The following is a 22,715-nucleotide window of genomic DNA, read 5'->3' as shown; positions in this document are numbered from 1 at the left end:
GAGGGCGACCGCGCATGATGTAGGCGCTAGATGGCGCGATGCAGCAGCGCACCACCCCAAGCAAATCTAGCCCGCGGCCAAGCGGCATGCGCGATCTTGTCGCCCTGCTCGTCGGCAATGCAGTGCTGGCGCTCGGCCCCTGGCTGGTGCGGCTGGCCGACGTCGGGCCGGTCGCGGCGGGCTTCTGGCGGCTGGCCCTGGCGCTGCCCGTACTCGCCGTGCTGGCGCTGCGCAGCCGCCGCGCCGCGGCGGTCCAGGCGGTGCCGCCGACGCTGTGGGGCGCATTGGCGATAGGCGGCCTGTTCTTCGCCGCCGACCTCGCTTTATGGCATGCCGGCATCCACCAGACGCGGCTGGCCAACGCCACCCTGTTCGGCAACGTGACGAGCTTCACCTATCCGCTCTACGCCTTCCTGATCGCCCGCGCCTGGCCGGGGCCGAACCAGCGGCGCGCGCTGCTGCTGGCGGGCGCCGGCGTGCTGCTGCTGCTCGGCCGCTCCTACGAAGTGTCGGCGAAGACCTTTGCCGGCGATCTGCTCTGCATCGGCGCAGGGCTCTGCTACACCGGCTATCTCGTCGCCATCGCCCGCAACGACGGACGCGTTTCGTCCATGGCCGCGCTGGCCGTATCGACTGCTGCTGGCGTGCTGCCGCTGCTTGGTGTCGCGCTTTGGCTGAAGGAGGCGGTGTGGCCGCAGGATTGGCTACCCCTGCTGGCGCTGGCGGGCGGCAGCCAGCTGCTCGGCCAGGGGCTGATCGTCTATTCGGTGGGGCGGCTGCCGCCCGCGGTGGTCGGCATCTCGCTGCTGGTGCAGCCGGTCGTCGCCGCGACGATCGGCTGGGTCGGCTATGGCGAACGGCTGGGCCTGCTCGATCTGGTCGGCGCTGTGGCGATCGCCGTCGCGCTGGTGCTGGTGCGCCGCCCCGATCGCCCCGTCGCGGCCGTGCCGACCGGCTGAGCGCCGGCGCTCAGCCGACCAGCTCCCACTTCATCAGCAAGGTGCGCTGCGTCTTCGAGAAATTGTCGTCGGAGATCATGTAGAGCATCGTCCGCCTGCCTTCGCGGCGGATGGCGAGGCCCTCCATATTGTCGCTGGTGAAGGGCGGCCCCGACGTCGCCAGCGTCTCCACCGGCCCGACGCTCCAGTGCCCGTCCCCGCCCCTGGCCAACGCGAAGCGTGCCGTGCGCGTCCACGTGCCTCGTCCCTTGGCGTAATTGCGCTGGAGCAGCAGGAAGCGATGAGCGCTGGCATCCAGCAGCACGAGGTCGGTCGGCACGAACACGCCGCCCAGCCGGAGGCTCAGCCGCTGCTCGCCTGCCTCCGTCACCAGCAGCGCGGAGGCGCCGCCATCGGCCTCGCGCATCTCCTCCGACACCATCAGGCGAAAGCCCGGACCCGCGGCGTGCGCCTCCACCCCGCCATTGGTGCGCGATTGCCGCGCGCGCCATGCCGCGCCCTCGGTAAGCGCCTCGGGTATGCCGCCGGGCAGCCCGCCGATCATCCGGTAGCGCCACAGGCTCGAATCCGTCTCCAGCGAGACGATGGCGTGCGTCGCCGGGCACGTGCCGCGGCAGGCAGGATCGGACACCAGCTCGATCGATTCCGCGTCGCTCAGTTCCTTGATCCGCGGCAGCGGCCGGCCGTCTGCCCCGTTCAGGCGCCGCACGCGCGCGTCGCCGACGCCGATCAGCCGGCCATGCGCCTCGCGCGGCTGGATCGACCAGGCATCGCCCTCGTCCGACACGAGGACCAGTCGCCCCGCATCCCAGCGCATGCCCGACAATCCGCCGAACCTCTTGTCGGCGGAGGTCAGCACCAGCCCGCCCCGCCAGCGGAGCGCCCCCACCTGCTCGCGCGTCGGATCCGCCGGATCGAGCGGCACCGGCTGTGCCTCGACGAGGACGGCTTCGGGCTCGACAGTGGGGGCAGACGTTGACGTTGGGGTGGCGCAGGCGGCCAGCGGCAGCAGCGCCGCCAGCCGGATCAGGGAGAATCGCATCGGCGCCGCCTAGCAGCGCGCCCGCGTCATGCCTATGACGCCGCCCTATGACCCGGCCCGCGGCACGTGATCCGCTCGACATCCTGAAAGCGACCTTCGGCTATCCCTCCTTCCGCGGCCGGCAGGGGGAGGTGATCGATCGCGTCATGGCCGGACAGCACACGCTGGCGGTGATGCCGACGGGCGCGGGCAAGTCGCTCTGCTATCAGGTGCCGGCGCTCGCCCGCGGCGGCACGGGCCTCGTCGTGTCGCCGCTGATCGCGCTGATGCACGATCAGGTGCGCTCGGCGGAAGCGGCCGGCATCCGCGCCGCCGCGCTCACCTCCGCCGACCAGGATCGCGACCAGACGCTGCGCCGCCTGCGCGACGGCCAGCTCGACCTGCTCTACGTAGCGCCCGAACGCGCCTCGGGCGAGAACTTCCGCCGCCTGCTGGAGGAGATCGATCTCTCGCTCGTCGCCATCGACGAGGCGCACTGCGTCAGCGAATGGGGCCATGATTTCCGCCCCGACTACCGCCTGCTGAAACCCCTGCTCGACAGCCTCGGCCCCGTCCCCCGCCTCGCGCTCACCGCCACCGCGGACAGCGCCACCCGCGCCGACGTGATGCGCCAGCTCGGCATTCCGGAGGACGGGCTGATCCTCGCCGGCTTCGACCGGCCGAACATCCGCTACGCCATCTCGCCGCGCGACGGCCTGCCCAAGCAGCTCGCCGCTTTGGTGGCCGAGGCGCCCGGCGCCGGCATCGTCTACGCCACCAGCCGCGAGGCGACGGAGAAGCTCGCCGCGCAGATCGGCCGTGACAGCCACCGCCCGACACGCGCCTACCATGCCGGCCTCGATCCCGCGGTGCGCGCTGCGGCGCAGGCGGCGTTTGTCGCGTCGGAAGACATGGTGATGGCGGCGACGATCGCCTTCGGCATGGGCATCGACAAGCCCGACGTCCGCTTCGTTGCGCATGCCGGCTTGCCCAAGTCGATCGAGGCCTATTACCAAGAGACCGGCCGCGCCGGGCGCGATGGGGACCCGGCGGTCGCCCACCTGTTCTGGAGCGCGGAGGATTTCGCCCGCGCCCGTCGCCGCATCGAGACGGAGGTGGAGGAATCCCGCCGCCCGGCCGAGCGCACGCGCCTCAACGCGCTCGCCAGCCTGGTCGAGACGGCGGGCTGCCGCCGCGCGGTGCTGCTGCGCCACTTCGGAGAGGACCCGCCGGAGCGCTGCGGCAATTGCGACAATTGCCTCAACCCGCCCGGCGCGGTCGACGCCACCACAGTCGCGCAGAAATTGCTCTCCGCCGCCTATCGCACCGGCCAGCGCTTCGGCCTCGGCCACCTGGTCGAGGTGCTGACCGGCAAGGGCGAGCGGGGGCCGAGCCTCGGCCATGATCGCCTGTCCGTCTGGGGCATCGCCTCGGCGGCGCAGGAAGCGGCGCTGATCCGCCCGGTCGCCCGCGCGCTGATGGCACGCGATGCCCTGCGCGCGGACGAACATGGCGGCCTCTCGCTCGGGCCGGCTGCGCGGCCGATCCTGAAAGGAGACGAGCCGGTCCCGCTCGTCCTGTCCGCCCCCGCACGCACCCGCCGTCGTCGCGGCAGCGGCGCGGACGCGAACCTCGAGAACGATCCGCTGTTCGAGGCGCTACGCGCGCGTCGCCGCGATCTCGCGCGCGAACAGGGTGTGCCGCCCTACGTCATCTTCCATGACGCGGTGCTGCGCGAGATGGCGTCGCTTCGCCCCGGCACGCTTGCCGCAATGGGCGAGATTTCGGGGGTGGGCCGGCGCAAGCTCCACGATTATGGCCCGGCCTTCCTCCAGGTGCTGGAGACGCATGCCCGGTAACCTCTTGGCGGAGTAGGAACATGTTCAGGACGCTCGACGATCAGGTGCAGGTGGCCGGGCAGATCGCGCCCGAGGACGTCGCCGAGGCGGCAGCACAGGGCGTCCGCCGCATCGTCAACAATCGCCCGGACGGTGAGGAGCCCAGCCAGCCGGGTGGGGACACGATCCGCGCTGCGGCCGAAGCGGCCGGGCTCGATTATGTCGCCGTGCCGATGGGGCATGGCGGCCTGTCGCAGGAGCAGGTCGAGGCGATGGCCGCCGCGCTCGACGACGGCGCGAAGACGCTTGCCTTCTGCCGCTCGGGGACCCGCTCGACCATCCTGTGGAGCCTCGCCAAGGCCAGCCGTGGCGCGGAGCCTGTCGGGCTGATCGCCGCCGCGGCCGAGGCGGGCTACGATCTGGCGCCTTACGCGCAGACCCTCTCGGCGCTGCACGCCCGCGCTACGGGCTGACCGCGACAGACGCAAAAAAGGCCGGTGGGTCGCCCCACCGGCTAGTCTGTCCGCAGGAGGAACCTCGTTGAGGGCGGGCGCATGTCGCCCGCCCCGATCCGGTCAGTAATTGTAGGCGCGCTCGCCATGCTCGTTGATGTCGAGCCCCTCGGCCTCGACCTCGTCGGAGGGGCGCAGGCCCGTCGTCGCCTTGAGGATCGAGAAGAGGATGGCAGAGACGCCGCCCGAGAGCACCAGCGTCAGCAGCACCGCCTTGATCTGGGTGAGCACCTGGCCGCCCATGTCGTAGGTGCCGGCAACCGCCGGGAAGACGGTGTAGTCGACCCAGCCCTGCCCACCGAGGGACGGCGCGGCGACGATGCCGGTGCCGATCGCGCCGACGATGCCGCCGACGCAGTGGACGCCGAACACGTCGAGCGTGTCGTCATAGCCGAGCTTGTTCTTCACCGTGGTCACGAAGAAGAAGCACACCGCGGAGGCGACGAGGCCGAGGATGATCGACGTCATCGGCGCGGCGAAACCGGCCGCCGGCGTGATCGCGACGAGCCCCGCGACCGCACCCGACACCGCACCCAGCAGCGACGGCTTCTTGTGGACGATCTGCTCGATCACCGCCCAGGCCACTGCCGCCGCAGCCGTCGCGACGAAGGTGTTGATGAAGGCCAGCGCAGCGAGGCCGTTCGCCTCGAGGTTGGAGCCGGCGTTGAAGCCGAACCAGCCCACCCACAGCAGCGACGCGCCGATCATGGTCATCGTCAGCGAGTGGGGCGGCATCGGCTCGGACTTGTAGCCGCGGCGCTTGCCGATGATCAGGCAGCCGACCAGGCCGGCAATGCCCGCATTGATGTGGACCACGGTGCCGCCCGCGAAATCGAGCGCGCCCCAGCCGTAGAGCAGGCCGGCATCGGCGGTGTTGTCCGACAGGAAGTCCGGGCCCGCCCAATACCAGACCATGTGCGCCATCGGAAAATAGACGATGGTCAGCCAGGCGACGACGAACAGGATGAGCGGCGTGAACTTGATGCGCTCCGCAAACGCCCCGACGATCAGCGCCGGCGTGATGCAGGCGAAGGTCATCTGGAAGACGACGAAGGCATATTCGGGGATGTAGACGTTGTTGGAAAAGGTCGCGGCATAGGTCGCCGGCGTCACGCCCGCGAGGAACGCCTTGGAGAGGCCGCCGAAATAGGGCGAGCCGCCGGTGAAGGCGATCGAATAGCCCCAGCAGACCCACACCAAAGCCGCCACCGAGACGATGGTGAACACCTGCATCAGCACCGACAGCATGTTCTTGGTGCGGACGAGGCCGCCATAGAACAGCGCCAGCGCCGGGATCGACATCAGCAGCACCAGCGCCGCCGAGATCAGCATCCAGGTGGTATCGCCCTTGTTGGACATGCCGGCCATCTGCTCGGCCGTCGGCGCCTTGATCGGGCCGGCGGGTGCGGCGGCGGTGTCCTGCGCCCAGGCGGGCATGGCGGCGAAGGCAGCGAGCCCCGCCGCCCCCGTCATGCCGGCAAGCTTTGTCGCGAGCTTCATGTGTCCCCCTTTCCTCACAGCGCCACGTCGTCGGTCTCGCCGGTGCGGATGCGCACCGCCTGGCCGAGATCGAGCACGAAGATCTTGCCGTCGCCGATCGCGCCGGTGTTGGCGGCCTGCTGGATGGCCTCGACCACGCGGTTGGAGAGATCGTCCCCGCAGGCGACCTCGACCTTGATCTTGGGCACCATGTTCGTGCTGTATTCGGCGCCGCGATAGATCTCGGTCTGGCCCTTCTGGCGGCCGAACCCCTTGACCTCGGTCACGGTCATGCCCTGCACGCCCAGCGTCGACAGGGCTTCGCGCACCTCGTCGAGCTTGAACGGCTTGATGATGGCGATGACGAGCTTCATTCCGCCTCCCTGCTTTTGCCCGGCAGAGTTCATCGCAAGCGCCGTGCCAATCGGCGCGTCAGCGGAACCGGAGGGGAGTCGGCACGTTTAGGGACGCCTGGCGCACAGCGATTGTGCAGATGCGAAGAGATGCCCGATTTTTAGGCAGGGGGGGCGCTAGGTCGCCAGCGCATGCTCCGGCAGCAGCTTCGCCCAGACCGGCAGGTGATCGGACGCGGTGGCCGCCTTGGGCGAGCGATGGACGCCTGCCGCGATCACCTCCATGTCGGAACTGACGATGATTCGGTCGAGACAGGCAACCGGGCGGCGCGCGTGGAAGGAGCGGCCGGTGGGCGCGAGGCGGTAACCGCTGGCGAAATCGCGGATGCAGCCGCCCGACAGCGACCATTCGTTGAGGTCGCCCATCATCACGGTCGGCATGGTGCGCCGCCGCGCCGCCACCTCGGCGATCACCGCCCGCGCCTGCCGCCGTCGCCACAGGCCCGACAGATCGAGATGCATGCCGACGATGCGCAATTCCACCCCGTGCAGGCGGATCTCCGCCAGCACCGCGCCGCGCGGCTCCAGCATCGGCAGGTGGAGCGCGGCACAGTCGAGGATCTCGGCCTGGCGGCGGACGAGGATGGCGTTGCCGTGCCAGCCCAGGCCGCCCGGGCGGATGCCGAACGCGACTGGCTTGTAGGCGCTCTCCGCGATCAGCTCGGGCGGCAGCGCCGCCTGCCGCGCGCCGAAGCGGCGATCCGCCTCCTGCAGGGCGACGATGTCCGCGTCCAGCTCGCGCAGCACCTCCAGTACGCGCGCCGGATCGCGGCGGCGATCGGTGCCGATGGCTTTGCGGACATTGTAGCTGGCGACGGTCAGCATGCGATCAGCGGCCCAGCGCCTCCGCGGCGGCGGCGCGGTCGCGCTCGTCCACCATCAGCCGCACCGAGCCCAGGATGCCGAGGCCCAACGCCGCCAGTCCGGCGTCGAACAATTGCGCCTCGATCCCGTCCGCCGCCAGCCGGCCACGCGCCAGCTCGGCAAGGATGCGATCCGGGAACTCGGCGACTTCGACCAGGGGCACACATCCACTCCCGTTCGCCCCGAGCTTGTCGAAGGGCCGCTCTTCACCACACCGGCAGAAGAACAGTGCTTCGACAGGCGCAGCACGAACGGTGTGGACGGACGCTCTACGCCCGACCCTAGTGCGCCGTTCCGCCCACCGTCATGCGATCGACCAGCAGCGTCGGCTGGCCGACGCCCGCGGGCACGGACTGGCCGCCCTTGCCGCAGATGCCGACGCCCTCGTCCAGCGCCATGTCGTTGCCAATGGCGGAGACGCGGGTCAGCACGCTCGGCCCGTCCCCGATCAGCGTCGCACCCTTCAGCGGTGCGCCGAGCCTGCCATTCTCGATCCGATACGCCTCGGTGCAGGAGAAGACGAACTTGCCGCTGGTGATATCCACCTGCCCGCCGCCGAACGAGCGGGCGTAGATGCCGTCCTTGACGCGGCTGAGGATCTCGGCCGGGTCGTCCTGCCCGCCCAGCATGAAGGTGTTGGTCATGCGCGGCATCGGCGCATGGGCGAAGCTTTCGCGCCGCCCGTTGCCGGTGGGTGCCACGCCCATCAGCCGGGCGTTCAGGCGATCCTGGATATAGCCTTTGAGGATGCCGTCCTCGATCAGCACGTTGCGCTGCGTCGGCGTGCCCTCGTCGTCGATGGTCAGCGAACCGCGGCGTGCGTCGATCGAACCGTCGTCGATCACCGTCACGCCGGGGGCCGCCACCCGCTCCCCGATGCGGCCGGAGAAGGCCGACGTGCCCTTGCGGTTGAAATCGCCCTCGAGCCCGTGGCCGACCGCCTCATGCAGCAGCACGCCCGGCCAGCCCGGCCCGCACACCACCGCCATCTCGCGCGCCGGCGCGGCGACCGATTCGAGGTTCACCAGCGCCTGACGCAGCGCCTCGTCAATCGCGCGGTTCCATGTCGCGGGCTGCATCAGATCGTCGTAGAGATACCGGCCGCCAAGGCCGAAGAAGCCGTTCTCGCGCCGCCCGTTCTGCTCGACCACGATCGAGACGTTGAGGCGGACGAGCGGCCGCACATCGGTGGCGACGAACCCATCCGGCCGCACGATCTCGACCACGCTCCACGTGCCCGACAGGCCGACCGTCACCTGCGCCACGCGCGGATCGCGCGCGCGGGCGGCGGCGTCGATGGTCTCGCACAGCTTCACCTTGGCGGCGAAGGGAATGGCGGAGAGCGGATCGTCGGCGGTGTAGAGCCGCGCATTGGTCCGCCGCGGCGCCGGCGGCCGCGCGCCCTTGGCCGGATCGAGCAACGTCATCGTCTCGGCCGCGCGGCGAATCGCCGCCTCGGACAGCTCGTTGGCGTGGGCGAAGGCGGTCGTCTCGCCCGACAGGCCGCGCAGGCCGAAGCCCGCCTGCGTATTGAAGTCGGCGGTCTTCAGCCGCCCATCGTCGAAGCCGAAGCTCTCGGACGCCTGATATTGCAGGTAAAGCTCGCCATCGTCGCAGCCCTTCAGCGCATCCGCCGTCAGGCGGAGCGCCGCGTCCGGATCGAGGTCGCCACGATAAAGGAAGCCGCGGGGGTCTGCGTAGGTCATGCCGCCGATATAGGGCGAAAGCGGCCGAGGGTAAGCGGGGACGTGTCGATCAGGGTGATCGCCGCCGGATCAGCGGCCCGCGCCGTCTCCGCCGCGGTCGGGCAATCCCGAGGCATCGGCCCCGTCGGCCGGGCCGCCGATCAAGACGAAGCGACGGTCGCAATAGCCGCAATCGGCATAGCCGGCTTCGTCGATCTGGATGAATACGCGCGGATGGCCGAGCGCGGCGGGCACCTCGCCCGATCCGTCGCAGGCGACGCGGGGGCTGGGCGTGCGGATCAGTTCGGGGGGCGACCTCATCGGCCCAGCGGTTAGCAAGCCGCGCGCGCAACCGCAATCGGCGCCGTGGCGGCAAGCGCAGGCCCCGCCTGCATCATCGCCGCCAGCGCGACCGCAACGATCGCGGCGGCGGCCAGAGCACCGCGCGAGCGGCGGACGAGGCTGTGACTCCTATCCATCGCGCCAGATTGCGGCGAAGAAGCTGACATCGGGTATATGGCCACGGTTAACGCGCTTCCCGTCGCGCCAGCGGGCCGCTATCGCCGCCACCATGACGGACGCCGCCATCTCGCTCCGCGATCTTTCGAAAACCTATGCCGGCGGCAAGCAGGCGCTGCGCGGCATCAGCCTCGATGTGCCGCGCGGGCAGATCTTCGGGCTGCTGGGCCCGAACGGCGCCGGCAAGTCGACGACGATCAACATTCTCGCCGGCATGGTCAACAAGACCGGCGGCACCGCCGAAATCTGGGGGTTCGATCTCGATCGCGATCCGCGCAACGCCAAGGCGTCGATCGGCATCGTGCCGCAGGAGATATTGTTCGATCCCTTCTTCACGCCGTTCGAGACGCTGGAGAATCAGGCGGGCCTCTATGGCGTGCCCAAGGCGAAGCGCCGCTCGGACGCGCTGCTCGCCGCGGTCCACCTCACCGACAAGCGCGATGCCTATGCCCGCTCGCTCTCGGGCGGCATGAAGCGGCGGCTGCTCGTCGCCAAGGCGATGGTCCATTCGCCGCCCGTGCTGGTGCTGGACGAGCCGACCGCAGGCGTCGACGTGGAGCTTCGCCAGCAGCTCTGGGCCTATGTCCGCGAGCTCAACCAGCGCGGCGTCACGGTGGTGCTGACGACGCACTATCTGGAGGAAGCCGAGGAGCTGTGCGATCGCATCGCGATCATCAACCACGGCCAGGTCATCGCCAACGAGCCGACGCGCGCGCTCGTCGGCATGGCGAGCGAGAAGGTGGTCGAGGTGACGGTGGACCGCGATCTCACCGTCCCGCCCGCCGCCCCCTGCTTCGAGAAGATCGAGCTGAAGGGCGAGCGGACGATCGTCATCACCTACGACAAGCGCCGGGTGAATGCGGGCGAGGTGCTGGCCGCCGTCACGGAAGCGGGCCTCGGCATCGTCGATGTCTCCACGCGCGAGGCGGATCTGGAGGACGTCTTCCTCAACCTGACGCGCGCCGCGGCGTAATCCCGGCGGGCGTGACGTTTCCGTGACGGCTCGCTAGAGCCGGCACCCATGACCGCGCATCATTTCGACGTCGTCGTGCTCGGCTCCGGCGCTGCCGGGCTGACCGCCGCGCTCAACCTCGCCGGGCGCTTCCGCGTGGCGGTGCTCGCCAAGGGCAAGCTGTCCGACGGTTCGACCGCGTGGGCGCAAGGCGGCATCGCCGCGGTGCTGGAGCCGGGCGACACGTTCGAGGCGCATGTCGAGGACACGATGATCGCGGGCGCCGGCCTCAACGACCGGCGCACCGTGGAGTTCGTCGTCGAGCGCGCGCCGGAGGCGATCCGGCGGCTGGCGGAACTGGGCGTCCCGTTCAACGAGGAGGGCGGCGCGCTCCACCTGACGCGGGAGGGCGGGCACAGCCATCGCCGCATCGTCCATGTCGACGACGCGACCGGGGCCGCGGTGCAGCGCGCGCTGGAACGCGCCGCCGCGGACAATCCCAACATCACGCTGTTCCCCGACATGGCGGCGATCGACCTCGTCACCGGGCGGCATGGCGAGCGCTATTCGGGCGATGGCCACGTCTGGGGCGTCTACGCGCTCAACCGCACCGAAGGGCGGGTGGAGACGTTCCTCGGACGGGCGACCGTGCTGGCGACCGGCGGCGCGGGGCGCACCTATCTCTATTCCACCGCCCCGCGCGGCGCGACGGGGGACGGCATCGCCATGGCGTGGCGCGCGGGTGCCCGCATCTCCAACATGGAGTTCATGCAGTTCCACCCGACCTGCCTCTACAATCTGCAGGTCAAGAACTTCCTCATCACCGAGGCGGTGCGCGGCGAGGGCGGACGGCTGATCAACCCGACCACGGGCAAGCGGTTCATGCCCTATTACGACGCCGAGCGGCTGGAGCTGGCCCCGCGCGACGTGGTGGCGCGCGCGATCGACGCCGAGATCAAGCGCTACGGCCTCGATTACGTCCATCTCGACATCAGCCACATGCCGGCGGAGTTCGTCCGCGGCCATTTCCCCAACATCTACGACAAGCTGATCGGCCTTGGCATCGACATCACCCGCCAGCCGATCCCGGTCGTGCCCGCGCAGCATTACACCTGCGGCGGCATCCTGGTGGATCTCGACGGGCGGACCGACCTGCCCGGCCTCTATGCCGCAGGCGAATGCACCCAGTCCGGCCTGCACGGCGCCAACCGGCTCGCGTCCAACTCGCTGCTCGAATGCTTCGTGTTCGGCGAGGCGGCGGCCGACCATATCGGCGCCTGCTGGGATCAGCTGCCCGCGCCGCCCGCCATCCGCCCGTGGGACGAAAGCCGCGTGTCCGATTCCGACGAGGAGGTCGTCGTCCAGCATAACTGGCGCGAGATCCGCCGGTTCATGTGGGATTATGTCGGCATCGTCCGCACCACCAAGCGGCTGGAGCGGGCACAGCACCGGATCGAGCTGCTCGCCCACGAGGTCGAGGATTATTACGGCAACTTCCGCGTCACCGCCGACCTGATCGAGCTGCGCAATCTCGTCGGCGTTGCCGATCTCATCATCCGCTCCGCGCTCAGCCGAAAGGAAAGCCGTGGGCTGCACTATACGCGCGACTTCCCGGCCGCCGCCGCCGAGCCGAGAGATACGATCCTGATCCCCTGAAGGCTGGACCTGCGGCGTCTCCCGCGCCAAACCGGCATCAAAGGGGAGGCATGCATGCGCTGGGCGAAGCTGGGAGTGGTCGCGCTGGCGCTTGCCGCGGTGGGCGCAACCGCAGACGTGTCGCCCAAGGTCGAGAGTGCGACGCCCGGCTTCGGCGGCGGCTCGATCGAGCGTTTCACCTTCATCTTCTCAGAGCCCATGGTGCCGCTCGGCGATCCGCGCGCCGCGCCGCCCGTCACCTCCGCCTGCCCCGTCGGCGGGCAGGGCCGCTGGATCGATGCGCGCAGCTTCGTCTGGGATTATGCCCGCCCGCTGCCCGGCGGCGTTTCCTGCCGCTTCACGCTCGTCGATGGCCTCAAAAGCGCGCGGGGTGCCGGCATCGGCGGTGAGCGCAGCTTCCTTGCCGATGCGGGCGGGCCGACCGCGCGCGCGGTGCTGGCCGGCCAGATCGGCGGAGAGATCGAGGAGGGCGCCGCCTTCCTCGTCGCCGCCAGCCTCGCTCCCGATCCCGCCTCCGTCGCGCGCGAGGCCTATTGCGCGGTGGACGGCATCGGCGAGAAGATCCCGGTCGACCTGCTGCCTCCCGGCACTGCGGGTGAAGTGCTGGGTGAGCTCGATCCGGACGGATGGGAGGTCGGCAACTTCCTCGACGAGGCGGGCCTGCCGAAGCCGCTGCCCAAGGCCGGTGCGGCACGCACCCGAGCGCTGGCCGGCGTCGTCGCGCTGAAATGCCGCCGGCCGCTGCCGCCCGGCCGCGACATGGCGCTGGTCTGGCCGGCCAGCATCGCCGCGCCCGGCGGCAAGCTGGCGGGGGCCGAGCGGCGGTTCGACTTCACCGTGCGCAAGGCGTTCGAGGCACGGTTCGAATGTGCCCGTGTCAATCCGCGCGCGGGCTGCAACCCGGTCCAGCCGGCTTATGTCCGCTTCACCGCGCCGATCCCGCGCGCGCAGGCCGAGGCGCTGCGCATCGAGGTCGGCGGCCGCACATTGACGCCCCGGATCGAGGACAAGGGCGCGCAGGTGTCCAGCGTCACGTTCGACAAGCCGCTGCCCTCGGCCGCCACCGGCCAGCTCAGCCTTCCCGCCGATCTGCGCGACCTGAGCGGCCGTCCGCTCGCCAATGCGCGCCGCTTCCCGCTGGAGGTCCGGTTCGATGCCGCGCCGCCGCTCGTCAAGTTCGCCGCCGATTTCGGCATCCTTGAGGCGAAGGAAGGCGGCGTCCTGCCCGTTACCGTCCGCGCGGTCGAGCCGGCGCTGGCCGGGCACATTGCCGGCATCGGCGGCGGTGCGCTCAAGGTGGAGGGCGGTGACGGCGCGGTCGCCGCGTGGCTGCGGCGGATCGACAAGGCCGCCGAGAATGACTGGCGCGACGAAAAGCGCGGCGGCGAGAGCGTCACCGTCAACATGACGGGTGCCGCCTCGATCCTCGCCGGCGAAGGTCGCGCCAAGCCGCTCAATCTCGCGCTGCCGGGCAAGGGCAAGGATTTCGAGGTGGTCGGCGTGCCGCTCGGCAAGCCCGGCTTCTATGTCGTCGAGCTGGCCAGTCCGGCGCTCGGCCGCGCTCTGCTCGGCCGCGATGCGCCGCGCTATGTGGCGGCAGGCGCGCTCGTCACCAACATGGCGGTGCATTTCAAATGGGGCCGCGCTTCCAGCCTCGCTTGGGTGACCAGCCTCGACGGCGGCAAGCCGGTCGCGGGCGCCGCGATCACCGTCAGCGACAGCTGCACCGGCGCCGCGCTGGCGGAAGGGCGCACCGATGCGCAGGGGCGCCTGCTCGTTGCCAAGCCGCTCGGCGATCCATCCACCTACGGCAGCTGCGACGAGAATAGCGAGAACCACCCGCTGATGATCTCCGCGCGCGCCGCCGGCGATTACAGCTTCACGATGAGCAAGTGGGCGGACGGCATCGCGCCGACCGATTTCGAGCTGCCGTTCGGCTGGTCCGAACAGGGGCCGATCGTCCACACCGTGTTCGATCGCACGCTGATCCGCCAGGGCGAGAGCGTGGCGATGAAGCAGATCCTGCGCCGCCCCGTCGCAACCGGCTTCGCCGCGGAAGGCTTTGCCGGCCTGCTGCGCCTCACTCACCGCGGCTCGGACACCGAGTTTGACGTGCCGCTCGCCATTGGCCGCGACGGCGTCGGTGAGACGCGCTGGACGGCCCCCAAGGGCGCGCCGCTCGGCGACTATGATCTCGCCGTGATCGCGGGCGACACGCGCATCGACACGGGCCAGTCGCTCCGCGTCGACGAATATCGCCTGCCGACGATGCGCGCCGCCGTCTCCGGGCCCAAGGCAGCGCAGGTGCGGCCCAAGGCCGTGCCGCTCGACCTGTTCGTCGGCTATCTCTCGGGCGGCGGTGCGGCCAACCTGCCCGTCGCCGTGCGCGCCGCTTTCTCCGCCGACGAACGCGCGCCGAAAGGCTGGGACGGGTGGAGCTTCGGCGGCCGCCGCGTGAAGCCTGGCGTCACCCCGCTCGACGGCGACAATAACGAGGTCACCGCACCCTGGCCGCCGGCGCAGACGCTGCCCGTCACGCTCGACCGACAGGGCGCCGCGCGCACCAGCATCGAGGTGCCTGCCGCGATCGACGGCCCCGCCGTGATGGCGGTGGAGATGGATTATCAGGATGCCAACGGCGAAACGCTGACCGCCGCCTCCAACATCACGCTGCACACCGCCGCCGTCCGCATCGGCCTGAAGACCGACGGCTGGATGATGAAGGATGACGACCTGCGGCTGAAGCTCGTCGCGCTCGATCCCGAGGGGCGGCCGATCAAGGGACAGCGGATCAAGGTCGCGCTCTACAGCCGCGAGATCTTGTCCGCGCGGCGGCGGCTGATCGGCGGCTTCTACGCCTATGACAACAATGCCCGCGTCACCGAACTGGACGCGATCTGCTCCGCCACCACCGACGCACAGGGGCTCGCCTCCTGCGCGCTCGATCCCGGCGTTTCGGGTGAGGTCTATGCCGTCGCCACGGCGCAAGACGACGAGGGACGCGAGACGCGCGCCACCACCTCCGTCTGGCTCGCGGGCGAGGACGAATGGTGGTTCGGCGGCGACAATGGCGACCGGATGGACCTCATCCCCGAAGCCAGGGACTATGCCGCCGGCGCCACCGCCCGGCTGCAGGTGCGGATGCCGTTCCGCTCCGCCACCGCGCTCGTCACGGTGGAGCGGGAGGGCGTGCTGTCCTCCTTCGTCACACAGCTCAGCGGCAAGGATCCGGTGGTCGAGGTGCCGCTCGCCGGCACCTATGCGCCCGACGTCTATGTCTCCGTGCTCGCGGTGCGCGGGCGGATCGGCGGCTGGCGGCTGTGGTTGGCCGATTTCGCGCGGCGTTGGCACCTGCCCTTCTTCAGCCGCGAGGGCGCGGCGCCGACCGCGCTGGTCGATCTGGCCAAGCCCTCCTACCGCCTCGGCCTCGCCAAGCTGAACGTCGGCTGGGAGGCGCACCGACTGGACGTGCAGGTGAAGGCGGATCGCGCCGCCTATCATGTGCGCGAAACGGCGCAGGTGGCGGTGCAGGTCACCGCCCCCGGCAAGGTGCCGCCGAAATCGGCCGAGATCGCCTTCGCCGCGGTGGACGAGGCGATCCTCCAGCTGGCGCCGAATGACAGCTGGAAGCTGATCGACGCGATGATGGGCGAACGCCCGCTCTCCGTCGTCACCTCGACCGCGGCGATGCAGGTCGTCGGCAAGCGGCATTATGGCCGCAAGGCGCTGGCTGCGGGTGGCGGCGGCGGCGACCTCGGCGCGGTCAACCGCGAGGATTTCCGCCCGGTGCTGCTGTGGCGCGGGCGCGTGCCGCTCGACGCCGCCGGCCGCGCGCGCGTTGCCGTACCGCTCTCCGACAGCCTGTCCGCCTTCCGCCTCGTCGCCATCGCGACTGCGGGCAGCGACCGCTTCGGCACGGGTGAGGCGGTGATCCGCACGGTGCAGGATCTGGCCATCTATCCCGGCCTGCCGCCCTTGGTGCGCGAGGGGGATCGCTATGCTGCGGGCTTCACGCTCCGCAACGGCAGCAACCGCGCGATGACCGTCACCGCCACCGCTGAGACATCACCGCGCATCGGCCGCGCACCGCCGCTCACCGTCACGATCCCGGCGGGGGGCGCGGTGCCGGTCAACTGGCACCTGACCGCCCCCGCCGGCATCGGTCGCGTCGCATGGACGGTCAACGCCAGGGCAAGCGGCGGCGCAGCCGACCGGCTGACCGCGGCGCAGGAGATCGTGCCGGCCATCCCGGTCGAGACGTGGGCCGCAACCTTGCTCCGCGTCGGCGAGGGCGGATCGCTCCCCATCGCCGCGCCCACGGGCGCGCTGCCCGGCCGCGGCGGAGTCGAGGTGCGGCTGACCGCGGCGCTCGAGCCGCCGCTGGCCGGCGTGCGCGCCTACATGGTCGCCTATCCCTATAGCTGCCTCGAACAGCGGGCCTCGCGCGCGGTGGCGCTGGGCGATGCGGCGATGTGGGGCCGCGTCGCGGGCGATCTGCCGGCCTATTTCGATGGCGACGGCCTGCTCCGATACTGGCCGGTCGATGGTGCGGAAGGATCGGAGGCGCTCACCGCCTACATCCTCTCCATCGCTAGCGAGGCGGGCCTGCCGCTGCCCGAGAGCGCGCGGGCGCGGATGGTGCAGGCGCTTGCCGGCGTGGTCGACGGGCGGATCGCGCATGACGGGCCGGGTGGCGGCGAGCGGCGGCTGCTCAAGCTTGCCGCGCTCGGCGCGCTGGCGCGGGCGGGGGCGGCGAATGCCGGCATGTTCGGCCAGATCGGCCTTGCCGCGCGCGACATGCCGACCTCGGCGCTGACCGACTGGATCGTCGCGCTCGATCGCACGCCCGGCGCCGATCCCGCCGCCAAGGCGGAGGCGCTCTCCGTGCTGCGCGGTCGGCTGGTCTATGAAGGGTCGCGGCTCGATCTGGTCGATCAGGGTGCGGCGCCGTGGTGGATGATGGTGTCGGGTGACGAGATGGCGGCGCGTGCGCTGCTGGTCGCGCTCGGCCGGCAGGGTTTCGCCAGCGAAGCGCCGCGGATGATGGTCGGCCTGTCGCTGCGCCAGCGCCGCGGCCATTGGGATACGACGCCGGCGAACGCCTGGGGCGCGATCGCCGCCCGCCGCTTCGCCGCCGCCTTCCCCGCCGCCGCGGTTGCCGGCACGACGACGCTGCAACTGGGGTCGTCCACGCAGACGCGCGGCTGGCCGCTGGCCAATCCGCTTGTTCGCCTGCCGCTGCCGCGTGCGCCCTCGCCGCTGCTCCTCTCCCAGGCGGGGGGTGCCGGGCCGTGGGCGCAGGTGGTCGTCAAGGCCGCGGTGCCGCTCACCGCGCCGCTCTCCGCCGGCTACCGCATCGCGCGGACGGTGACGCCGATCGTTCAGAAGGTGCCCGGCCGGCTGACGCGCGGCGACGTGCTGCGCGTGCGGCTGACGGTGGATGCGGGGGCGGAGCGCAACTGGGTGGTGGTGGACGATCCGATCCCGGCGGGCGCCACCATCGTCGGTGGCCTCGGCGGCCAGTCCGCACAGATGGCCGAGGCGGCGAGCGGCGGCGAGGGCGTCAGCCCGGCCTATGTCGAGCGTGCGCAGGATGCGTGGCGCGGCTATTGGAGCTGGGTGCCGCGCGGCCGCTTCGTCGCCGAATATGCGGTGCGGCTGAACGGCGTCGGCACCTTCCAGCTGCCGCCGACGCGGGTGGAGGCGATGTATTCGCCCGATATCCGCGCGGCGATCCCGAACCGGCCGGTGACGGTGGCGGCGCGGTGAAGGCGTTGGTCGTCATGCCGGGCTTGGTCCGGCATCCACGGTGACGCGCGTCCAGCCGCCGCTGGACATGCCGCCCGGTGGACCCCGGACCAGGTCCGGGGTGACGAAGGCGTGGGCCGTGGTCGCCGCTCTCACCATCCTCCTCTTCGCCGCCCACCTCCTCACCCGTCCTCCGGCCCTGCCCTCCTTCGCCGAGGCACGCGCCGCGTGGCAGCCGTCGGAGGCGTGGCTGTACGATCGCCATGGCCGACTGCTCGACGCCCGCCGCATCGATTTCGCCCAGCGGCGCATGGCGTGGATCGCGCTTGGCGAGATCGCCCCGGCCCTCCCGGCCGCGGTGATCGCGCAGGAGGATCGCCGCTTCCGCTTCCATGACGGGGTCGACTGGATCGGCCTGATCGGCTCCGCCCGTGATCGGCTGCGCGGGCGCAGCCGCGGCGCCTCGACGATCAGCATGCAGCTGGCGGCGCAGCTTTCGCCCGATCTCGCCCGGCCCGGCGCGCGGGGCGTGCTCGACAAGCTCCGCCAGATGCGTGCGGCTTGGGCACTGGAGCGGCGCTGGCGCAAGGACGAGATAATCGAGGCCTATCTCAACCTCGCCGGCTGGCGGGGCGAGGCGCAGGGGATCGCCGCGGCGGCGTGGACGCTCGCGGGCCGCCCGCCCGCCCGGCTCGACGCTGCCGATGCTCGCCTGCTGGCGGCGCTGCTGCCCAGCCCGCAGGCTCTACCCGCCGCCGTCGCCGCGCGCGCCTGCGCGGGTGGCGGGGACTGCGCTATGCTCCGCACCCGTGCGGAGGCGATGCTAGGCCCCACGCGCACCACGGCGCTCGATCCCGATCTGGCGCCGCATCTCGCCGCGCGCCTGCTCGCCCGCCCTGGTCTTCGCATGCGCACCACGCTCGATGCAGGCGTGCAGCGGATGGCGGCGGAGGCGCTGCGCCGCCAGCTGCTGGGTCTCGGTGCCGGCCGTGCGCGGGATGGCGCGGTGGTGGTGGTCGACAATGCCAGCGGCGACGTGCTCGCTTATGTCGGCGGCGTGGGCGGCGCCTCCACCGCCGCGGCGGTGGACGGGGCGGATGCATGGCGGCAGGCGGGATCGACGCTCAAGCCGTTCCTCTATGCCGAGGCGATCGAGGGGGGCTGGCTCACCCCCGCCTCGATCCTCGACGATTCGGCGGTCGCGCTCGACACCGCCTCGGGCCTCTACGTGCCGCAGAATTACGACCGTCAGTTCAAGGGCCCCGTCTCCGTCCGCTCGGCGCTCGCCGGCTCGCTCAACGTGCCTGCCGTGCGCGCACTGGTGCTGACCGGCACCGAGGCGTTCCGCGACCGCCTGTGGGATGCCGGCTATCGCGGGCTGACCGAGGATGGCGCCTATTACGGATTCAGCCTCGCGCTGGGTTCCGCCGAGGTTACGTTGCTGGAGCAGGCCGCCGCCTATCGCACGCTCGCCCGCGGCGGCGTCTACGCACCGCTCCGGCTGCGCGCGTCCGATCCGCGCGTGCCCGGTCGCCGCGTCTTCAGCGCGCCCGCTTCATGGATCGTCGGCGACATGCTGGCCGATCCGGGCGCCCGCGCGGTCACCTTCGGGCTCGATTCGGCGCTGAAGCTGCCCTTTTGGGCGGCGGTGAAGACCGGCACGTCGAAGGGCATGCGCGACAATTGGTGCATCGGCTTCACCGACCGGTTCACCGTCGCCGTGTGGGTCGGCAATCTGGAGGGCGATGCGATGCGGGCCGTCTCAGGCGTGAGCGGGGCGGCGCCGGTGTGGCGGGCGGTGATGCTGGCGCTGCACCGCGACGCCCCCGGCCGCGCCCCGCCCCCGCCCGCCGGTGTCGAGGCGCGCGCCGTCCGTTTCGCCGGGGGGATCGAGCCATCGCGGCGGGACTGGTTCCTCAAGGGCGCCGCCCAGACCGAGATGGCGGCCGCGCCCGCCGCAGCCCGCCGTCCGCGCATCCTCAGCCCGCTGTCGGGTGCCGTCTATGCGCTCGACCCGGACATCCCGCTCGATCGCCAGCGCCTGCGCGTGACGGCGGGCGGCGCGACGCAGGGGCTCCGGCTGGTGCTCGACGGGCGCGACGTGGGCGCTGGAGAGGCGGGCGCGCTGCTGCTCCCCGGCCCCGGCGCACACCGGCTGGCGCTGGTCGGGGCGGACGGCGTGAAGGACCGTGTGCTGTTCACGGTGCGGTGATCGCGCCTTACGCGGCCTTGCGCAGGCTCCCGCCCTCGGCCGCATCGGTCAGCAGCCGCTCCAGCGTCTTGATCCGCCCCGGCGTCTGGATTTTGTCGCCGACCAGATCGGTCACGTAGAACGTGTCCACCGCCCGCTCGCCATAAGTGGCGATGTGGGCGGAATGGATCGTCACGCGGGCCTGGAACAGCGCATGCGCCAGCGCGAACAGCAAGGCTGGCCGGTCGCGCGCGCTCACCTCGACGACGGTATAGCGGTTGGACGCCTTGTTGTCGGTCAGCACCTGGGTGGCGATGTCGAACGCCTCGGCACGAATGCGCGGCAGCGGCTTGGCGGCCAGCCGGTCGGCCAGCTTGTTGCGATTGGCCAGCGAATCGCGGATCGCCAGCCGCAGCCGGTCGATCTGCCCGTCCTCGGCGAACGGCTGGCCGAGCGGATCCTGGACGAGGAAATTGTCCAGCGCCATGCCATCGCGCGTCGTGTGGATGCGCGCGTCGATGATGTTGCCGCCCGCAACATGGATGGCGCCGGCGATGCGATAGAACAGCCCCGGATGATCGCCGGCATAGACGGTGACGAGCGTCGCACCCCGCGCCCCATCCGGCTGTGCATCGATCCACAGCGGCGCGCGCTCCACCGTCGCCGCCGCCACCGCGCGGGCATTGGCCAGCAGCACGTCCGCCGGCTCCGCCACCCAGTAGCTGTCGGGGAAGCGGCGGGCGTAACTGGTCCAGTCGTCCGCGCTCCAGCCGAGTTCGGCCGAGAGGGTTGCCTGCTTGGCGGCGATCCGCTCCGCCCGGCCCTTCTGCTTATGGCCGAGGCGCAGCACCTCCTCCGCCGCTTCGTAGAGGTCGTTGAGCAGCTGGCGCTTCCAGCCATTCCAAACGCCCGGCCCCACCGCGCGGATATCCACCGCGGTCAGCACCAGCAGCAGCCGCAGCCGCTCGGCCGATTGCACCGCCTCGACGAAATCGAGGATCGTCTTGAAGTCGCTCAAGTCACGCTTGAACGCGGTGGCGGACATCAGCAGGTGCTTGGCCACCAGCCACGCCACCGTCGCCGTCTCCGCCGCGGTCAGGCCGAGGCGTGGGCACAGCCGCTCCGCCACCTCCGCGCCCAGGATCGAGTGATCGCCGCCGCGGCCCTTGGCGATATCGTGCAGCAGCACCGCGACGTAGAGCACGCGGCGCGATACGATCTGCTTCATCACCTCGCCCGCAAGCGGGTGATCCTCCTTCAGCTCGCCTTTCTCGATCCGGGCGAGCAGGCCGATGGCGCGGATCGAATGCTCGTCCACCGTATAATGGTGATACATGTCGAACTGCATCTGCGCGACGACCCGGCCGAAATCGGGCACGAAGCGGCCGAACACGCCCGCCTCGTTCATCCACCGCAGCACCGTCTCGGGATCGCGCGGGCTCGTCAGCACGTCCATGAACAGCGCATTGGCCTTCGGATCGGCGCGCACCTTGCCGTCGATCAGGCGGGCGTCACGAGACGCGGCGCGCATCGCCAGCGGGTGGATCTCGAGCCCGTGCTTGTCCGCCACCGCGAACAGCTCGATCAGGCGCACCGGATCCTCGGTGAAGAAGTCGTCACCCGGCAGCGACAGACGCCCGCGATCGAGGATGAAGCCGTGCAGCTTCCGGGAGCGCCGGAGCGACGGGATCGTCACCAGCCCGCCGAAGCGGCGCCCGCGCCTGGCGAACTGCTCGTCCAGATGCGCGAGGAAGTGGCCCGTCAGGTCCCCCACCTGCTTCGCGGTCAGGAAATAATGCTGCATGAACCGCTCGACCGCGGAGCGGCCGGGCCGGTCGGCATAGCGCATCCGCTCCGCCAGCTCGCGCTGCACGTCAAAGGTCAGCCGCTCCTCGGGCCGGTCCGTCACGATGTGGAGGTGGCAGCGCACCGCCCACAGGAAGCTTTCCGCGCGGCTGAAGCGGCGAAGCTCGTCGCGCGTCAGCAGCCCGGCATCGACCAGCTCCGCGGTGGAGCCGACGCCGTAAGCATATTTGCCGATCCAGAAGAGCGTCTGCAGGTCGCGCAGGCCGCCCTTGCCCTCCTTCAGGTTCGGCTCGACGACGTAACGGCTGTCGCCCATCCGCTTGTGCCGCGCATCGCGCTCGGCCAGCTTCTCCGCGACGAAGGCGGCGATGGAGCCCGCGCGCACCTCCCGCTCGAACCGGCGCGCCGCCTCCTCGTACAGCGCCTCGTCGCCCCAGACGTAGCGCGCCTCGAGCAGGGCGGTGCGGATCGTCAGGTCGCCCTTCGCCATGCGCACCATCTCGTCGAGCGAGCGTGACGAATGGCCGACCTTCAGGCCCAGATCCCACAGCGAATAGAGGATCGATTCGATCACCGTCTCGGCCCACGGGCTCTGCTTCCACGGGGTCAGGAAGGCGATGTCGACATCGGAATGGCGCGCCATCTCGGCCCGGCCATAGCCGCCGACCGCAATCAGGGTCAGCCGCTCGGTCGTCGTCGGATTGTGCGTCGGATAGAGGCGGCCGACGGTGAAATCATAGACGCAGCGCAGCAGCTGATCGGTCAGATAAGCGTAAGCGCAGGCAGCCTCGTGGCCGCGGCCGGGATGTTCGCCCAGCCGCCGAGCGATCTCGGCCCGCCCCCCGTCCAGCGCGGCCTTGAGCAGCGGCCGCGCGGCGTTGCGCATCTGCGCGGGCTCCGCCGCCGGCAGCGCCGCCAGCGCATCGGCCAGCGCACGCCGGTCGATCAGCTGGCGCCGATGGGGCAGGGTATCGAAACGCTGCGGCATGGCTGCGACATAGGAGGTAAAGGTGAAAACGTCACCGGTAAGTCGCGCGAGTGACACTCATCATCGGTAGGGAGTGCCCTTCCG

16 protein-coding genes are annotated in these 22,715 nt (G+C 70.9%); 7 read left to right on the top strand and 9 right to left on the bottom strand.

Going from position 1 to position 22,715, the window contains the following annotated elements:
• Positions 1–86: 86 nt before the first annotated feature.
• Entirely contained in the window at positions 87–959 is an 873-nt protein-coding gene (locus BM360_RS15260) for a DMT family transporter (RefSeq protein WP_242653499.1), read from the top strand.
• Between the two features lie 10 nt (positions 960–969).
• Here BM360_RS15260 and BM360_RS15255 read toward each other — a convergent pair whose 3' ends face one another.
• Positions 970–2,001 carry an esterase-like activity of phytase family protein gene (locus BM360_RS15255; protein ID WP_093315875.1) on the bottom strand — a complete coding sequence of 344 codons (1,032 nt, stop codon included), beginning with the start codon at positions 1,999–2,001 and terminating at the stop codon, positions 970–972.
• 47 nt (positions 2,002–2,048) lie between these two features.
• On the opposite strand from BM360_RS15255, the gene recQ reads away from it, so the two are divergent.
• Together recQ and BM360_RS15245 are read left to right on the top strand one after the other, a co-directional pair.
• A complete protein-coding gene (recQ, locus tag BM360_RS15250) occupies positions 2,049–3,839 on the top strand; it encodes a DNA helicase RecQ (RefSeq protein WP_093315874.1) in 1,791 nt (596 codons plus the stop codon).
• Positions 3,840–3,859: 20 nt separating this feature from the next.
• Positions 3,860–4,291 carry a protein tyrosine phosphatase family protein gene (locus tag BM360_RS15245; RefSeq protein WP_093315873.1) on the top strand — a complete coding sequence of 144 codons (432 nt, stop codon included), beginning with the start codon at positions 3,860–3,862 and terminating at the stop codon, positions 4,289–4,291.
• Between the two features lie 102 nt (positions 4,292–4,393).
• Here BM360_RS15245 and BM360_RS15240 read toward each other — a convergent pair whose 3' ends face one another.
• The 7 genes from BM360_RS15240 to BM360_RS19640 form a co-directional block, all read right to left on the bottom strand.
• Positions 4,394–5,830: an ammonium transporter gene (locus tag BM360_RS15240; protein ID WP_093315872.1), complete on the bottom strand. Its 1,437-nt coding sequence runs from the start codon at positions 5,828–5,830 to the stop codon at positions 4,394–4,396.
• A 14-nt stretch (positions 5,831–5,844) separates the two neighbouring features.
• Complete coding sequence (locus tag BM360_RS15235; protein ID WP_093315871.1) at positions 5,845–6,183, bottom strand: P-II family nitrogen regulator; 339 nt, start codon at positions 6,181–6,183, stop codon at positions 5,845–5,847.
• A 156-nt stretch (positions 6,184–6,339) separates the two neighbouring features.
• Positions 6,340–7,047 carry an endonuclease/exonuclease/phosphatase family protein gene (locus BM360_RS15230; protein WP_093315870.1) on the bottom strand — a complete coding sequence of 236 codons (708 nt, stop codon included), beginning with the start codon at positions 7,045–7,047 and terminating at the stop codon, positions 6,340–6,342.
• A gap of 4 nt (positions 7,048–7,051) precedes the next feature.
• A complete protein-coding gene (locus BM360_RS15225) occupies positions 7,052–7,249 on the bottom strand; it encodes a putative signal transducing protein (RefSeq protein WP_165611314.1) in 198 nt (65 codons plus the stop codon).
• A 118-nt stretch (positions 7,250–7,367) separates the two neighbouring features.
• Positions 7,368–8,792 carry a metalloprotease TldD gene (gene tldD / locus BM360_RS15220; RefSeq protein WP_093315868.1) on the bottom strand — a complete coding sequence of 475 codons (1,425 nt, stop codon included), beginning with the start codon at positions 8,790–8,792 and terminating at the stop codon, positions 7,368–7,370.
• Positions 8,793–8,861: 69 nt separating this feature from the next.
• Positions 8,862–9,092: a zinc-finger domain-containing protein gene (locus BM360_RS15215; protein WP_093315867.1), complete on the bottom strand. Its 231-nt coding sequence runs from the start codon at positions 9,090–9,092 to the stop codon at positions 8,862–8,864.
• 11 nt (positions 9,093–9,103) lie between these two features.
• On the bottom strand, positions 9,104–9,250 hold the full coding sequence (locus BM360_RS19640) for a hypothetical protein (protein WP_165611313.1): 147 nt from the start codon (positions 9,248–9,250) through the stop codon (positions 9,104–9,106).
• Between the two features lie 92 nt (positions 9,251–9,342).
• Here BM360_RS19640 and BM360_RS15210 point away from each other — a divergent pair, with 92 nt between their 5' ends.
• The 4 genes from BM360_RS15210 (at position 9,343) to pbpC (ending at position 19,858) form a co-directional block, all read left to right on the top strand.
• On the top strand, positions 9,343–10,263 hold the full coding sequence (locus tag BM360_RS15210) for an ABC transporter ATP-binding protein (RefSeq protein WP_093315866.1): 921 nt from the start codon (positions 9,343–9,345) through the stop codon (positions 10,261–10,263).
• A 48-nt stretch (positions 10,264–10,311) separates the two neighbouring features.
• The gene (nadB, locus tag BM360_RS15205) at positions 10,312–11,898 is read left to right on the top strand and encodes an L-aspartate oxidase (protein ID WP_093315865.1); all 1,587 of its coding nucleotides are present in this window, start codon (positions 10,312–10,314) and stop codon (positions 11,896–11,898) included.
• 54 nt (positions 11,899–11,952) lie between these two features.
• Positions 11,953–17,667 (top strand): alpha-2-macroglobulin family protein, encoded by a 5,715-nt coding sequence (locus tag BM360_RS15200; RefSeq protein ID WP_093315864.1) that lies wholly within the window; start codon positions 11,953–11,955, stop codon positions 17,665–17,667.
• Between the two features lie 67 nt (positions 17,668–17,734).
• Positions 17,735–19,858 (top strand): penicillin-binding protein 1C, encoded by a 2,124-nt coding sequence (pbpC, locus tag BM360_RS15195; protein ID WP_093316085.1) that lies wholly within the window; start codon positions 17,735–17,737, stop codon positions 19,856–19,858.
• Positions 19,859–19,865: 7 nt separating this feature from the next.
• Here pbpC and BM360_RS15190 read toward each other — a convergent pair whose 3' ends face one another.
• The gene (locus BM360_RS15190; RefSeq protein WP_093315863.1) at positions 19,866–22,631 is read right to left on the bottom strand and encodes a [protein-PII] uridylyltransferase; all 2,766 of its coding nucleotides are present in this window, start codon (positions 22,629–22,631) and stop codon (positions 19,866–19,868) included.
• Positions 22,632–22,715 lie beyond the last annotated feature (84 nt).

Origin of the sequence: Sphingomonas jatrophae, assembly GCF_900113315.1 — a bacterium.
Lineage (GTDB): Bacteria > Pseudomonadota > Alphaproteobacteria > Sphingomonadales > Sphingomonadaceae > Sphingomonas_P > Sphingomonas_P jatrophae.
This window is presented reverse-complemented; position numbering and strand designations above follow the sequence as displayed.